Genomic DNA, 15,611 nt, shown 5'->3' with positions numbered 1-15,611 from the left:
CGTTAGTGAGATGAAGCTGGTTGAACATTACATCATGCGCGGTACGCGCCGTCTGGTGCTGATTATCGTCGGTTTTCTGATCTTTATTTTCGCCAGCTATTCCGCACAGCGTTATCTGACCGAAGCGGCAAATGGCACTTTAGCTCTCAACGTTGTGCTGGATATCGTTTTTTACAAAGTGCTGATTGCACTGGAGATGTTGTTACCGGTTGGCCTGTATGTGTCAGTTGGCGTGACGCTTGGGCAGATGTATACCGACTCAGAAATTACCGCAATTTCTGCGGCGGGAGGCAGCCCGGCGCGTTTGTATAAAGCTGTTCTTTACCTTGCTATACCGTTAAGTATTTTTGTCACCGTTTTGTCGATGTATGGTCGGCCGTGGGCTTATGCGCAGATTTATCAACTGGAGCAACAGTCGCAGTCGGAGCTGGATGTCCGCCAGCTACGGGCGAAAAAATTTAATACTAACGATAATGGGCGGATGATCCTCTCGCAGACGGTTGATCAAGACAATAATCGCCTGACTGACGCGCTGATATACACTTCTACGGCCAATCGAACCCGCATTTTTCGTGCCCGCTCCGTTGATGTTATCGATCCCTCTCCGGACAAACCGACCGTCATGTTGCATAACGGCACAGCCTATCTTCTCGATCATCAGGGCAGTGACGACAACGAACAGATCTATCGCAATCTGCAATTACATCTGAATCCGCTGGATCAAAGCCCTAACGTCAAACGCAAAGCGAAATCGCTCACGGAGCTGGCGCATTCTGTCTTTCCTGCCGATCACGCCGAATTGCAATGGCGACAAAGCCGTGGCGTGACTGCGTTGTTAATGGCACTGATGGCTATCTCTTTAAGTCGGGTAAAACCACGGCAGGGGCGATTTTCTACCTTATTGCCTTTAACGTTACTGTTTATTGCCATTTTTTATGGCGGAGACGTTTGCCGCACTCTGGTGGCGAACGGTGCAATTCCTGTTATCCCTGGTTTGTGGTTAGTGCCTGGACTGATGTTGACTGGTTTGTTGGTGCTGGTTGCTCGCGACTTCTCTTTGCTGCAGAAATTTTCCCGATGAATGTCTTCAGTCGCTATTTAATCCGTCACCTGTTTCTCGGTTTTGCCGCTGCCGCAGGACTACTGCTGCCGCTTTTTACCACCTTCAACCTGATTAACGAGCTGGATGATGTCAGCCTTGGCGGTTATCGCTGGACTCAGGCTGTGCTGGTGGTAGTGATGACCCTGCCGCGCACACTGGTCGATCTTGCGCCGTTTATCGCGTTATTAGGGGGGATTGTCGGTCTTGGGCAGTTATCGAAAAACAGTGAACTTACCGCCATTCGCAGCACGGGATTTTCCATTTTCCGTATCGCGCTGGTGGTGCTGGTCGCCGGAATGCTGTGGACAGTCTCGTTAGGCGTGATTGATGAGTGGGTAGCGTCGCCATTGCAGCAACAGGCGATGCAAATCAAATCGACCGCCACCGCGTTAGGGGGGGACGATGACATCACCGGCAACATGTTGTGGGCCAGACGTGACAATGAATTTGTGACGGTGAAATCGCTGAATGAACAGGGCCAGCCGGTAGGTGTGGAGATATTTCATTACCGCGACGATCTGTCACTCGAATCCTACATTTACGCGCGCAGCGCCACCATCGAAGACGATAAAACGTGGCTCCTGCACGGTGTGAATCATAAAAAATGGCTTAATGGCAAAGAAACGCTGGAAACATTAGATAATCTGCCGTGGCAATCGACGTTCACCAGTATAAATCTCGAAGAGTTATCGATGCCGGGTAATAGCTTTTCTGTCCGCCAGCTCAACCATTACATCCATTATTTGCAGGAAACCGGGCAACCGAGCAGTGAATATCGTCTGGCACTGTGGGAAAAGCTGGGACACCCCATCTTAACTCTGGCGATGATTTTACTGGCTGTGCCGTTTACCTTTAGCGCCCCGCGCTCACCGGGGATGGGCAGCCGTCTTGCTGTGGGCGTCATCGTTGGCTTGCTTACCTGGATCAGCTATCAAATTATGGTCAATCTGGGATTGTTATTTGCGTTGAGTGCCCCAGCGACTGCGCTCGGTTTACCAATCGCATTTGTGCTGGTGGCGTTGAGCCTGGTGTATTGGTATGACAGACAACATTAAACCCGCCGTGGCACAGCACCACAGCGGGCTCACATTATTGTTTTAGAGTAGCGAACGCTTGAATGATGGCATCAATTTGCTCGCGACTGTGCGCAGCGTTAACGCTACAGCGCAGCAGCGTAATGCCTGCCGGCGCAGCAGGTGGCAGGATAAGATTCACATACACGCCCAGTGAGATAAGCTCGCGCCAGATGCGTAACCCTTCCTCTTTCGAACCGATTATCACTGGCACTACCGGGCTAATATGCGAGCTTAGCTCGTAACCCAATTTTTGCAGACCGTCATACAGATGGTTGGCGTTATCCATCAATTTTTGCCGCAACTCTGGTTGTGTGGCAATGGTTCTTAACGACGAGCGCACGGTCGCAATGCAGGAAGGAGAAGGGGAGGCGGTGAAAATATACGGGCGGCTGCCGTAGCGCAGCACTTCCATCGCTTCCGAGCCGACAGCAAAACCGCCGATAGAGGCCAGACTCTTACTGAAGGTGCCAACGATAATATCAACATCGTCCTCAGCGCCAACGGCTTCAACCAGCCCACGCCCCGTTGCGCCTAACACGCCAAACGAATGAGCTTCATCGACAATCAAATAACCGCCGAGACGACGTTTGATATCAACAATTTCCGCCAGCGGCGCAACGTCGCCGAGCATACTGTAGATGCCCTCAACGATGATAATCGCCTCTTTCGCCCGTTCGCCGAGGCGAATCATGCGACGTTCCAGATCGTTGGCGTCGTTATGGCGAAAACGAATAATTTCCGCGCCGCCGAGAGAGCAGGCATCATAAATACTGGCGTGGCTGTCGGCATCCAGCAACACTACGGCGTTATGGTCGGCAAGTGCGCTGATGACGCCTAAATTCGCGGTATAACCGGTTGAAAAAACGATAGCGGAAGGGCGATTGAAAAACTCGGCGATCTCTTTCTCTAACGCCAGATGCGGCGCATAGCTGCCATTAGCCATACGAGAACCGGTGGTGCCGGTGCCTTGTGCCGCTAACGCAGCCTGACCTTCGGCGATGGCCCCGTTATTGAAGGTTAAACCGAGATAATTATTGGTTCCGGCCAGGATTACTTTTTTATTGCCGATACGCCCTTCGGTGGCGGAATACACTTCATCAATACAGGTGCCAAACGGTGTTAAACCGTTATCACTAAATTGCAGGCGCTCGCCAGCAAGACGCGCATATTTATCGTATAGCCCCATTATTTATTCTCCAGCCATGGAAGTAGTGTTTCCATTAATTGCGCAGGGGTTTTGACATCCAGCAGAATATTAATCGGAATGGAAATATCGAATCTGTCTTCCAGCATCATTAAGAGATCCATCACTTTGATCGATTCCAGACCAAGATCGTTGACGAGCGCGCTGTCAGGCTTAATTTCCACACCGTTTTCGACCAAATCCTGTAAACAGGAAAGGATGTAATCCATTACTATTTCACGATTTACCATAGAAACGTTAACACACCTTTAAACAAGACAATCAAAATAGCCCGTTGCGTAATGCGTGTTCCAGGCTAATCCCGGGAAACCAGTTAATATCTTCAGAAATACGGTTATTACTTGCCGACCAGTTGGCATGGGTTAATTCACGAATTTTCGAGCGGGTCAGCATAGGTTCTTTTCCTGCCAGGCGACTCAACGCGGTACTGATATCCGCAAGACAGGTGAGTAGTGGCAGAGGAATGCCGACCATCCGTACGGAACCACGACGGGCGGCGGCGGCAAGCTGTTGTACGCGTTGCCAGTCATAGCCTCCGGAGACGCCATCGCATAATTCATATGTTTGCGTTGGTACAGTTTCGGCGCTTAACCACTGACTCACAGCTTGCGCGAAATCGGTAACGTGCAGAAAAGAGAGTCGTGTTTCTGGTGCGCCAAGCCGTGGCAGCAGGCCGCGCAGCATCCAGTCAAACAGTGGTTTTAGCTCTTTATCGCCGGGGCCATACACTGCCGTCGGGCGAAAAACGCCCAGCGTAATTTCGTCAGCCATCGCTGCCAGCCGTTGTTCGGCGACGTGTTTGGAGTTTGCATACCAGGAGAGTTCAGGATGGCGTGCCGCCAGTGAAGAGATAAACAGAAAACGTTGGCAAAAGCCGCTCTCTTTTGCTGCCTGCATCAGACGCAGACTGCCGTCAACGTTACAGCGGGTAAAGACATCTTCATTGTGCCCGCGCACTTGCCCGGCACAATGAACCACCGCACTGGCACCGGCAACCAGCTCGCTAAGCGAATGCGTATCTTCCAGCGAACCGCGCACCCAGATGAGATTATCGCTGACGTGAGCGCGGGCAGTACGCGTCAACGCGCGAACATGAAAGCCGCGAATGAGCAGGTTATCGATAATATATTTACCAATAAACCCGGTAGCACCCGTCACCGCGACTATTTGGCTCATACGAGAGATTCCTGCACAGCGGGATTAGCGGCGACGGCCTTCTGATAACGTTTTTTCGCTTCAGCACGGGCGGGCTTGCCGGAAGAGGTGCGGGGAATACTGTGGGGCGGTAACAGATCGATAGCCGCTGTCACGCCAAACTCACTTTGTATCCGCGCAGCCAGCGAGTGGATAAGCTGCGCGCGACGTGCTTCGTCGCTGATCCGACACTGGATCTGCAAAATGATTTTTTCCTGGGCGGTAACAAACGCAATGGCATCGCCGGAGTGAATTTCCGGCTCCTGCTCCGCCAGGTACTCAATATCCTGCGGCCAGATATTGCGCCCACGAATAATAATCAGATCTTTAATGCGTCCGGTGACATACAGATAACCGTCCAGCAGATAGCCGAGATCGCCAGTATCTAACCAACCCGTCGCGGCAATCTCATCTTGCGAAGCCTGGTCGCCAAAGTAACCACTCATCAGGCTGGGGCCGGAGATGCAAATATGACCTACCACACGTTCCGTGACTGGAATACCTGCTTCATTACGGATTTCAATACCATGTTCCGGCAATGCTTTACCGCAGTTGACGAAAGTCGATACAGCGCGCGTTTCTGCGTTCGGCGCGATGGCTTTACCCTGATATTCGAGGATGTCGCGATCCACTTCGTTAACTACAACGCCGGAGGCTTCGTCAGAAAAACTGACGGCAAGCGCGTTCTCTGCCAGCCCGTAGCATGGCATGAAAGTTTTATCGTCAAAGTTAGCCTGACGGAAACATTCAGCAAATTGATGGAGTTGTTCTGCGGAGATCGGCTCAGCGCCAATACCGGCGACGCGCCAGCAGGAGAGATCCAGTTCAGCGAGATCTTTTTCATTCACCCGGCGCTGGCACAGTTCATAGCCAAACGGTGGCGCAACGGAAACGGTGCCGCGATTTTTGCTGATCAATTTAAGCCATTGCAGCGGGCGCATGGCGAAATCCTGAGTGCGCAAGTAATCCACTGAAAGCTGCGTGGCGACAGGTGTCAGGAGAAAACCGACCAGCCCCATATCATGATAGAAAGGCAGCCAGGAGACGCAGCGATCGCCCGGACGTAATTTAATGCCATCGTGGCTGATGGCACGTAGATTTGCCATTACTTCGCGATGAGTAATGATGACGCCACGGGGAAAACGGGTGCTGCCGGAGGTGTACTGGAGGTAGGCTATATCGTCTGGAACGGGATGCTGGAGCGTAACGTCGGCTTCCGGCAAGGATTTAAACCAGGCATGGCTTAACACATGCAACTCGGGGTTGTCATGCGTCGCGGCATTGACCAGCGGTAACCACTCATCGCCGGTGATAATCGCGGCTGGCTGACAGCTTGCCAGTAAGCCCTGCAATTTGGCGCTCCAGGAATCTCGTTGACCGACCCCCATCGGAATCGCCAACGGGACGGCGACTAACCCGGCATACTGGCAGGCAAAAAATGCTTCGACAAACCCGCTACTGGTTTCGGCAATCAGCGCCACGCGATCGCCTTTTTTCAAATTTAGCGATAACAACCGCTTTGCGCCTGCTTCGGCATGTGCTTTTAAATTGTGATATTCCAGTTCATCTTCAAGCTGGCAACGTCTGTCATAAAAGTTCATTCCGGCGCGGCCCAGAGCGGCATAATCCAAAGCATCAACCAGCGTTGGAAAATCGGCATAGCGCATAGGCAGGGAATGCGTAAAAATTTTATTAGACATATACACCACGAGAAAATTGGATATCAAAAATAAAATGACAATAATGCGGTAGATTATATATGCATAAAAGATAAATGAGATAGTATTTTCACGGGTGCGATATTGAACATTGATTTAAATAATGGTTTTAACTTTTTTGTTTTTTATTGTGAATAATATTTGATTTGTGAATATATTAAGTAAGTGGCCTGTCTGGTCGCATTAAGCACTAACGATTAATATTTTCTCAGATAATGTAGGTGATGATTTTATCGCAATAATTAAAAGCAGTATTTTATATTCATCGGATGGATTATTAAGGTGCCGAATGTCTCGGTTTATGCCCGTATTCCCTCCGTTAATTATTTGTTAGCCACTGAGCCAGGGAATGCGATCTGCTGATGATTAAAATTGAAAAAGTAATTAATAAAAATGACCTTAAGGCATTTATCGCTTTTCCGTCATCACTTTATCCCGATGATCCAAACTGGATACCCCCTTTATTCATTGAACGCAGCGAGCATTTGTCCAGGAAGAATCCGGGGACGGAGCATATTATCTGGCAGGCGTGGGTGGCAAAAAAAGCGGGGCAGATAGTCGGGCGCATTACCGCGCAAATCGATACTTTGCACCGCGAGCGATACGGTGAAGATACTGGTCATTTCGGTATGATTGACGCCATTGATGATCCGCAGGTTTTTGCCGCTTTATTTGGCGCAGCGGAAGCGTGGTTGAAGTCACAAGGCGCGCGCAACATCAGCGGACCTTTCAGCCTGAATATCAATCAGGAAAGCGGATTACTGATTGAAGGTTTCGATACACCGCCATGCGCGATGATGCCGCACGGTAAACCGTGGTATGCCGCACATATTGAACAATTGGGTTATCACAAAGGCATTGATCTACTGGCGTGGTGGATGCAGCGAACCGATCTTACTTTCTCTCCGGCGCTAAAAAAACTGATGGAACAGGTACGCAAAAAGGTGACCATTCGCTGCATCAATCGCCAGCGGTTTGCCGAAGAAATGCAGGTTCTGCGTGAGATTTTCAACTCTGGCTGGCAGCACAACTGGGGATTTGTGCCGTTTACCGAACATGAGTTCGCGACCATGGGCGATCAGCTTAAGTACCTGGTGCCGGACGATATGATCTACATCGCCGAGATTGATTCTGCACCCTGTGCGTTTATTGTCGGCTTACCGAACATCAACGAAGCGATTGCCGATCTGAATGGATCGCTCTTTCCCTTCGGCTGGGCAAAATTGCTGTGGCGCTTAAAAGTCAGCGGTGTGCGAACTGCGCGAGTGCCGCTGATGGGGGTACGTGACGAGTATCAGTTTAGCCGCATTGGCCCGGTGATCGCGCTGCTGCTGATTGAAGCATTACGCGATCCCTTTGCTCGCAGGAAGATTGATGCGCTGGAGATGTCATGGATCCTCGAAACCAATACAGGCATGAATAACATGCTGGAACGCATTGGGGCGGAGCCGTATAAACGTTACCGGTTGTATGAAAAGCACATTTAATACCAGAACCCATTAAGCGCAGGGGCGGTTCCCTCGCCCCAGGAGAAGAGGGTGAGGGCGAAAACTCGGCTCACATTCCCACCTTGTTCATTTCCAGCGGCACCGCCGAGCGAATCAAGTGGTGGCCTTCCAGCTCAATATCGTGGAGATTCTTTTTTACGGTCATCACGTGATCGCGGGCGGCTCGCTGGGCGACATGCGGCAGCCGCTGCAAAACCGCGTTATAGATCCGCGCATGTTGGCGATCGATCTGCTTTTTTTGCTGTGGTCGATGGTAGAGATTATTTACGCTGGCAAACACTGAATTAAACATCAGGTCGGTCAATGATTGCAGCGTAAACACCAGCACCTGATTGTGAGAAGCCTGACAAATGGCGAGATGGAAAGCGTGATCCAACTGCGCATGTTCGATCAACGAAATCTCTTTGTTGTTCTCACTGGCGGCGAGCATTTTTTCATAACAGCGGGTTATCACAACAAAATCAGCCTGCGTTCCCAGCGTTGCCGCCAGCCTTGCCGATTCGCCCTCCAGTAATGCGCGAACATCGAGCAGATCGTACAGCGTTCGCGGTTGCGTACTGAACAGATGGATCAGCGGACTGGTGTCCTGCACCCGATTAAGCCGTGCGACACGAGAATCGCGACCCTGCGCCGTTTCAATAATCCCGCGCCCGCGCAGCACGGTCAGCCCTTCACGCAGTGCGGAGCGTGAGAAGCCGAGCTTTTCACACAGTCGACGTTCCGAGGGAAGCGGCTGTCCGACCTTCAGCACGCCGTCGATAATTAACCGTTCGATACTCTCTGCAACCACTTCGCAAATAGGGCGACGTTCATCTTTCATTCCCGGACCTCGTGCACAGGTAGGACCAATTTTTCTGTTCTTAACTCGCAAAACACGCACATCACGTAAGTGATTATGTTACATCAATTTAACATTAAGTTAACCAAGGCAAGGTCACAGAGCTGGAAAAAAAATGGTCTGACCGGTAGCTAAAGAGATAGACGAAAACGAAAAGCCCGCTTAATAACTGTTCACAGAAGCAGCGCGCAAAAATCAGCTGCCACACAACACAACAAAGCGAAGCCTACTCATGAGCATCTTGTACGAAGAGCGTCTTGATGGCGCTTTACCCGATGTCGACCGCACATCGGTACTGATGGCACTGCGTGAGCATGTCCCTGGACTGGAGATCCTGCATACCGATGAGGAGATCATTCCTTACGAGTGTGACGGGTTGAGCGCGTATCGCACGCGTCCATTACTGGTTGTTCTGCCTAAGCAGATGGAACAGGTGGCAGCGATTCTGGCTGTCTGCCACCGTCTGCGTGTACCGGTAGTTACCCGTGGCGCAGGCACCGGGCTTTCTGGCGGCGCGTTGCCGCTGGAAAAAGGTGTGTTGTTGGTGATGGCGCGCTTTAAAGAGATCCTCGATATTAACCCCGTCGGTCGCCGCGCGCGCGTGCAGCCGGGCGTGCGTAACCTGGCGATCTCCCAGGCCGTTGCGCCGCATAATCTCTATTACGCACCGGATCCCTCCTCGCAAATCGCCTGTTCTATTGGCGGCAACGTGACGGAAAACGCCGGAGGCGTCCACTGCCTGAAATATGGTCTGACCGTACATAACCTGCTGAAAATCGAAGTGCAAACGCTGGACGGCGAGGCGCTGACGTTGGGATCGGACGCGCTGGATTCGCCTGGTTTTGACCTGCTGGCGCTGTTCACCGGATCGGAAGGTATGCTCGGCGTGACCACCGAAGTGACGGTAAAACTGCTGCCAAAGCCCCCCGTGGCGCGCGTGTTGTTAGCCAGCTTTGACTCGGTAGAAAAAGCCGGGCTTGCCGTCGGTGACATCATCGCCAATGGCATTATCCCCGGCGGGCTGGAGATGATGGATAACCTGTCGATCCGCGCGGCGGAAGATTTTATTCATGCTGGTTATCCCGTCGATGCCGAAGCGATTTTGTTGTGCGAGCTGGACGGCGTGGAGTCTGACGTTCAGGAAGACTGCGAGCGGGTTAACGACATCTTACTGAAAGCGGGCGCGACTGACGTCCGTCTGGCACAGGACGAAGCGGAGCGTGTGCGTTTCTGGGCCGGTCGTAAAAACGCCTTCCCGGCGGTGGGGCGTATCTCGCCGGATTACTACTGTATGGACGGCACCATTCCGCGCCGTGCGTTGCCTGGCGTACTGGAAGGCATTGCCCGTTTATCACAGCAATATGATTTACGCGTTGCCAACGTCTTTCACGCGGGAGACGGCAACATGCACCCGTTAATCCTTTTCGATGCCAACGAACCCGGTGAATTTGCCCGTGCGGAAGAGTTGGGTGGGAAGATCCTCGAACTCTGCGTCGAAGTGGGCGGCAGCATCAGTGGGGAACATGGCATCGGGCGCGAAAAAATCAATCAAATGTGCGCCCAGTTCAACAGCGATGAAATCACGACCTTCCATGCGGTCAAGGCGGCGTTTGACCCTGATGGTTTGCTGAACCCAGGGAAAAACATTCCCACACTGCACCGCTGCGCTGAATTTGGTGCCATGCACGTGCATCACGGTCATTTACCTTTCCCTGAACTGGAGCGTTTCTGATGCTACGCGAGTGTGATTACAGCCAGGTGCTACTGGAGCAGGTGAGTCAGGCGATTAGCGATAAAACGCCGCTGGTAATTCAGGGAAGCAATAGCAAAGCCTTTTTAGGTCGCCCTGTCACCGGGCAAACGCTGGATGTGCGTTGTCATCGCGGCATTGTTAATTACGACCCGACCGAGCTGGTGATAACCGCTCGTGCCGGAACGCCGCTGGTGGCCATTGAAGCGGCGCTGGAAAGCGCCGGGCAAATGCTTCCCTGCGAGCCGCCGCATTATGGCGAAGAAGCCACCTGGGGCGGGATGGTTGCCTGCGGACTGGCGGGGCCGCGTCGTCCGTGGAGCGGTTCGGTCCGCGATTTTGTCCTCGGCACGCGCATCATTACCGGCACTGGAAAACATCTGCGTTTTGGTGGCGAAGTGATGAAAAACGTTGCCGGATACGATCTCTCGCGGTTAATGGCCGGAAGCTACGGTTGTCTTGGCGTGCTCACTGAAATCTCAATGAAAGTGTTGCCGCGACCGCGCGCCACCCTGAGCCTGCGGCGGGAAATCAGCCTGCAAGAAGCCATGAGTGAAATCGCCCAGTGGCAACTCCAGCCACTTCCCATTAGCGGCTTATGTTATTTCGACAACGCCTTGTGGCTCCGCCTTGAAGGCGGTGAAGGATCGGTAAAAGCAGCGCGTGAACTGCTGGGTGGCGAAGAGGTCGCTGGTCAGTTCTGGCAGCAATTGCGCGAACAACAATTGCCGTTCTTCTCATTACCGGGCACTTTATGGCGCATTTCCTTACCCACCGATGCGCCGATGATGGATTTACCCGGCGAGCAACTGATCGACTGGGGCGGCGCGTTACGCTGGCTGAAATCGACAGCCGATGACAATCAAATCCACCGCATCGCCCGCAACGCTGGCGGTCATGCGACTCGCTTTAGTGCCGGAGATGGCGGCTTTGCTCCGCTACCGGCTCCTTTATTCCGCTATCACCAGCAACTTAAAAAGCAGCTCGACCCTTGCGGCGTGTTTAACCCCGGTCGCATGTACGCGGAACTATGAGGAGCAGGCTATGCAAACCCGATTAACCGAAGAGATGCGTCAGAACGCGCGCGCGCTGGAAGCCGACAGCATCCTGCGCGCCTGTGTTCACTGCGGATTTTGTACCGCAACCTGCCCAACCTATCAGCTTCTGGGGGATGAACTGGACGGGCCGCGCGGGCGCATCTATCTGATTAAACAGGTGCTGGAAGGCAACGAAGTCACGCTTAAAACGCAGGAGCATCTCGATCGCTGCCTCACTTGCCGCAATTGTGAAACCACCTGTCCTTCTGGTGTGCGCTATCACACTCTGCTGGATATCGGGCGTGATATTGTCGAGCAGAAAGTGAAACGCCCACTGCCGGAGCGAATGCTGCGCGAAGGGCTGCGCCAGGTGGTGCCGCGTCCGGCAGTCTTCCGCGCGCTGACGCAGGTAGGCCTGGTGCTGCGACCGTTTTTGCCAGAGCAGCTCAGAGCAAAACTGCCCGCCGAAACCGTGAAGGCCAAACCACGTCCACCGCTGCGCCATAAGCGTCGGGTTTTAATGCTGGAAGGTTGCGCCCAGCCTACGCTTTCGCCCAACACCAACGCGGCAACCGCGCGGGTGCTGGATCGTCTGGGGATCAGCGTCATGCCAGCTAACGAAGCAGGCTGTTGTGGGGCAGTGGACTATCATCTTAATGCGCAGGAAAAGGGCTTAGCGCGTGCGCGAAATAACATTGATGCCTGGTGGCCCGCGATTGAAGCAGGTGCCGAGGCTATTTTGCAGACTGCCAGCGGCTGTGGCGCGTTCGTCAAAGAGTATGGGCAGATGCTGAAAAACGATGCGCTGTATGCCGATAAAGCGCGTCAGGTCAGTGAACTGGCGGTCGATTTAGTCGAACTGTTGCGCGAGGAACCGCTGGAAAAACTGGCAATTCGCGGCGATAAAAAACTGGCCTTCCACTGCCCGTGTACTCTGCAACATGCGCAAAAGCTGAACGGCGAAGTGGAAAAAGTATTACTGCGCCTGGGATTTACCTTAACCGACGTTCCCGACAGCCATCTGTGCTGCGGGTCGGCGGGAACATATGCGTTAACGCATCCCGATCTGGCGCGCCAGCTACGGGATAACAAAATGAATGCACTGGAAAGCGGCAAACCGGAAATGATCGTCACCGCCAACATTGGTTGCCAGACGCATCTGGCGAGCGCCGGTCGTACCTCTGTGCGTCACTGGATTGAAATTGTAGAACAAGCCCTTGAAAAGGAATAACAAAATGAAAACTAAAGTCATTCTTAGCCAGCAAATGGCGAGTGCAATTATTGCCGCAGGTCAGGAAGAGGCGCAGAAAAATAACTGGTCTGTTTCCATTGCTGTTGCAGATGACGGCGGTCATCTGCTGGCGTTAAGCCGCATGGATGATTGCGCGCCAATTGCGGCTTACATCTCCCAGGAGAAAGCGCGTACCGCCGCGCTGGGGCGTCGTGAAACTAAGGGCTATGAAGAGATGGTGAACAACGGACGTACCGCGTTTGTGACGGCACCGTTACTGACGTCGCTGGAAGGCGGCGTACCGGTTGTTGTTGATGGGCAAGTTATTGGTGCCGTGGGCGTTTCTGGTTTAACCGGAGCACAGGATGCGCAGGTCGCGAAAGCGGCAGCAGCGGTGTTGGCGAAATAAGCGAAAACGAGGAGATAAATAATGAGTGAGACCATAACCCAGGGCCGTTTACGCATTGACGCCAATTTTAAACGTTTTGTGGATGAAGAAGTTTTACCGGGCGTGGAACTGGATGCTGCCGCGTTCTGGCGCAATTTTGATGAGATCGTTCACGATCTGGCGCCAGAAAATCGACAGTTGCTGGCAGAACGCGATCGCATTCAGGCGGCGCTCGATGAGTGGCATCGCAGCAATCCGGGGCCGGTAAAAGACAAAGCGGCCTATAAATCTTTCCTGCGTGAACAGGGCTACCTGGTGCCGCAACCGGAGCACGTGACGGTGGAAACCACGGGCATCGACAGTGAAATTACCAGTCAGGCGGGGCCACAGCTGGTGGTTCCGGCAATGAACGCCCGCTACGCGCTGAACGCGGCGAACGCCCGCTGGGGTTCACTGTACGACGCGCTGTACGGCAGCGACATCATCCCGCAGGAAGGGGCGATGGTCAGCGGCTACGATCCGCAGCGCGGCGAGCAGGTTATCGCCTGGGTTCGGCGTTTTCTCGACGAATCACTGCCGCTGGAAAATGGCAGCTATCAGGATGCGGTGGCGTTTAGCGTGGTCGATAAACAATTACGTATCCAGTTGAAAAATGGCACGGAAACCACGTTACGTACCCCGGCGCAGTTTGTCGGTTATCGTGGTGATGCCGCTGCGCCGGGCTGCATTTTGCTGAAAAATAACGGTTTGCATATCGAGCTGCAAATCGATGCCAACGGGCGGATTGGCAAAGACGATCCGGCGCACATCAACGATGTTATCGTCGAAGCTGCCATCAGTACCATTCTCGACTGCGAAGATTCGGTCGCTGCGGTTGATGCGGAAGATAAAATCCTGCTGTACCGCAACCTGCTGGGGCTGATGCAGGGCTCTCTGCAAGAGAAGATGGAGAAAAACGGTCGGCAAATCGTGCGTAAACTGAATGACGATCGTCAGTACACTGCTGCCGATGGCTCTGAAATTTCTCTGCACGGGCGCTCGCTGCTGTTTATCCGTAACGTGGGTCATTTGATGACCATTCCCGTGATTTGGGACAGCGAAGGCAATGAAATCCCGGAAGGCATTCTTGATGGCGTCATGACTGGCGCGATTGCCCTCTACGATTTAAAAGTGCAGAAAAACTCGCGTACCGGCAGCGTCTATATTGTGAAACCGAAAATGCACGGTCCGCAGGAAGTGGCGTTCGCCAACAAACTGTTTACCCGCATTGAGACGATGCTCGGCATGGCACCGAATACCCTGAAAATGGGCATTATGGATGAAGAACGCCGAACCTCGCTGAACTTACGTAGCTGTATCGCCCAGGCGCGCAACCGCGTGGCGTTCATCAACACCGGCTTCCTCGACCGTACCGGCGATGAGATGCATTCGGTGATGGAAGCGGGGCCGATGTTGCGTAAAAACCAGATGAAATCGACGCCGTGGATCAAAGCCTACGAACGTAATAACGTGCTGTCTGGTCTGTTCTGCGGGCTGCGTGGCAAAGCGCAAATCGGTAAAGGCATGTGGGCAATGCCGGATCTGATGGCTGACATGTACAGCCAGAAGGGCGACCAGTTACGTGCCGGGGCAAACACGGCCTGGGTTCCGTCGCCGACCGCCGCTACGCTCCATGCGCTACACTACCATCAAACCAACGTACAGAGCGTGCAAGCCAACATTGCCAACACAGAGTTCAATGCTGAATTTGAACCGCTGCTGGACGATCTGCTGACCATCCCGGTTGCTGAAAACGCTAACTGGTCGGCGCAAGAGATCCAACAAGAGCTGGACAACAACGTACAGGGTATTCTGGGGTATGTGGTGCGCTGGGTGGAGCAGGGGATTGGTTGTTCAAAAGTGCCGGATATTCACAACGTGGCGCTGATGGAAGACCGTGCAACGCTGCGCATCTCCAGCCAGCATATCGCCAACTGGTTACGTCACGGTATTCTGACTAAAGAACAGGTGCAGGCGTCGCTGGAGAATATGGCGAAAGTGGTGGATCAGCAAAACGCTGGTGATCCGGCGTATCGTCCGATGGTGGGGAATTTCGCTAATTCGTGTGCGTTTAAAGCTGCCAGCGATTTAATCTTCCTCGGCGTGAAACAGCCAAACGGTTATACCGAACCGTTATTACACGCCTGGCGTTTACGCGAAAAAGAAAGTCATTAATAGCAATAGCAAAAGCCCCGGCAAGTTTTATTGTCGGGGCTATTATAGTTACTGCGGTAGTACATTTATCCCGGAAATAACCGGAGCGATTATCAGGGTTTAACAATATTAAATACCCGTAGCGCATCACTAGCGGGATTAAAACAACAATATGGACATCTTAACGATACTCTGCGCCTGCGTGTGCGGAACAGAAACCCTTACCCGATATACTTGTTATGCCAGAGGTAGCAATTGCGTTAGCGGCGTGCTGTTGCTGTAAAGTATAACCCCTATATTTTACAGTTCAGTCCTCTTTTGCTTATTACAACCTTAAGTATATCAAGCATATAAAGATAATAAGAGACTGAA

The 15,611-nt window shown here is 52.8% G+C and carries 13 protein-coding genes; 8 read left to right on the top strand and 5 right to left on the bottom strand.

All coding sequences use genetic code 11. The features are described 5' to 3' along the window. The first annotated feature begins 10 nt into the window (after positions 1–10). Entirely contained in the window at positions 11–1,081 is a 1,071-nt protein-coding gene (gene lptF, locus WC5_RS18425; RefSeq protein ID WP_000779664.1) for an LPS export ABC transporter permease LptF, read from the top strand. Next, on the top strand, positions 1,078–2,157 hold the full coding sequence (lptG, locus tag WC5_RS18430) for an LPS export ABC transporter permease LptG (protein WP_010348702.1): 1,080 nt from the start codon (positions 1,078–1,080) through the stop codon (positions 2,155–2,157). Before lptF ends, lptG begins: the two co-directional genes overlap by 4 nt. Before the next feature lie 34 nt (positions 2,158–2,191). Here the strand turns inward: lptG and spt are convergent, their stop codons facing one another. From spt to WC5_RS18450, 4 genes are read right to left on the bottom strand one after another with little or no spacing between them, the layout of a single operon-like run. Then, positions 2,192–3,364 carry a serine palmitoyltransferase gene (gene spt, locus WC5_RS18435; protein WP_000524984.1) on the bottom strand — a complete coding sequence of 391 codons (1,173 nt, stop codon included), beginning with the start codon at positions 3,362–3,364 and terminating at the stop codon, positions 2,192–2,194. Then, entirely contained in the window at positions 3,364–3,612 is a 249-nt protein-coding gene (locus WC5_RS18440; RefSeq protein WP_000248094.1) for an acyl carrier protein, read from the bottom strand. Before WC5_RS18440 ends, spt begins: the two co-directional genes overlap by 1 nt. 31 nt (positions 3,613–3,643) lie before the next feature. After that, entirely contained in the window at positions 3,644–4,558 is a 915-nt protein-coding gene (locus WC5_RS18445; protein WP_016231448.1) for an NAD-dependent epimerase/dehydratase family protein, read from the bottom strand. Further along, positions 4,555–6,276, bottom strand: a complete 1,722-nt coding sequence (locus tag WC5_RS18450; RefSeq protein ID WP_010348697.1) for a fatty acyl-AMP ligase — start codon at positions 6,274–6,276, stop codon at positions 4,555–4,557. Before WC5_RS18450 ends, WC5_RS18445 begins: the two co-directional genes overlap by 4 nt. Positions 6,277–6,656: 380 nt before the next feature. Here WC5_RS18450 and yghO point away from each other — a divergent pair, with 380 nt between their 5' ends. Continuing rightward, positions 6,657–7,781, top strand: a complete 1,125-nt coding sequence (gene yghO, locus WC5_RS18455) for a protein YghO (protein ID WP_000590186.1) — start codon at positions 6,657–6,659, stop codon at positions 7,779–7,781. A 70-nt stretch (positions 7,782–7,851) separates the two neighbouring features. On the opposite strand, the gene glcC is transcribed toward yghO, so the two are convergent. After that, a complete protein-coding gene (gene glcC, locus WC5_RS18460; protein ID WP_010348695.1) occupies positions 7,852–8,622 on the bottom strand; it encodes a transcriptional regulator GlcC in 771 nt (256 codons plus the stop codon). A 250-nt stretch (positions 8,623–8,872) separates the two neighbouring features. On the opposite strand from glcC, the gene glcD reads away from it, so the two are divergent. Genes glcD through glcB form a run of 5 tightly spaced genes read left to right on the top strand, consistent with a single transcriptional unit; the run spans position 8,873 to position 15,260 of the window. Continuing rightward, complete coding sequence (gene glcD / locus WC5_RS18465; protein ID WP_016231447.1) at positions 8,873–10,372, top strand: glycolate oxidase subunit GlcD; 1,500 nt, start codon at positions 8,873–8,875, stop codon at positions 10,370–10,372. Further along, positions 10,372–11,424 carry a glycolate oxidase subunit GlcE gene (glcE, locus tag WC5_RS18470; RefSeq protein WP_000943116.1) on the top strand — a complete coding sequence of 351 codons (1,053 nt, stop codon included), beginning with the start codon at positions 10,372–10,374 and terminating at the stop codon, positions 11,422–11,424. Before glcD ends, glcE begins: the two co-directional genes overlap by 1 nt. 10 nt (positions 11,425–11,434) lie before the next feature. Continuing rightward, positions 11,435–12,658, top strand: a complete 1,224-nt coding sequence (gene glcF / locus WC5_RS18475; RefSeq protein ID WP_001194830.1) for a glycolate oxidase subunit GlcF — start codon at positions 11,435–11,437, stop codon at positions 12,656–12,658. Positions 12,659–12,662: 4 nt separating this feature from the next. Then, the gene (locus tag WC5_RS18480) at positions 12,663–13,067 is read left to right on the top strand and encodes a heme-binding protein (RefSeq protein WP_010348692.1); all 405 of its coding nucleotides are present in this window, start codon (positions 12,663–12,665) and stop codon (positions 13,065–13,067) included. A 21-nt stretch (positions 13,068–13,088) separates the two neighbouring features. Next, complete coding sequence (gene glcB, locus WC5_RS18485) at positions 13,089–15,260, top strand: malate synthase G (protein WP_000005025.1); 2,172 nt, start codon at positions 13,089–13,091, stop codon at positions 15,258–15,260. Positions 15,261–15,611 lie beyond the last annotated feature (351 nt).

It is taken from the genome of Escherichia sp. KTE114, from assembly GCF_000407765.1.
GTDB lineage: Bacteria > Pseudomonadota > Gammaproteobacteria > Enterobacterales > Enterobacteriaceae > Escherichia > Escherichia ruysiae.
This window is presented reverse-complemented; position numbering and strand designations above follow the sequence as displayed.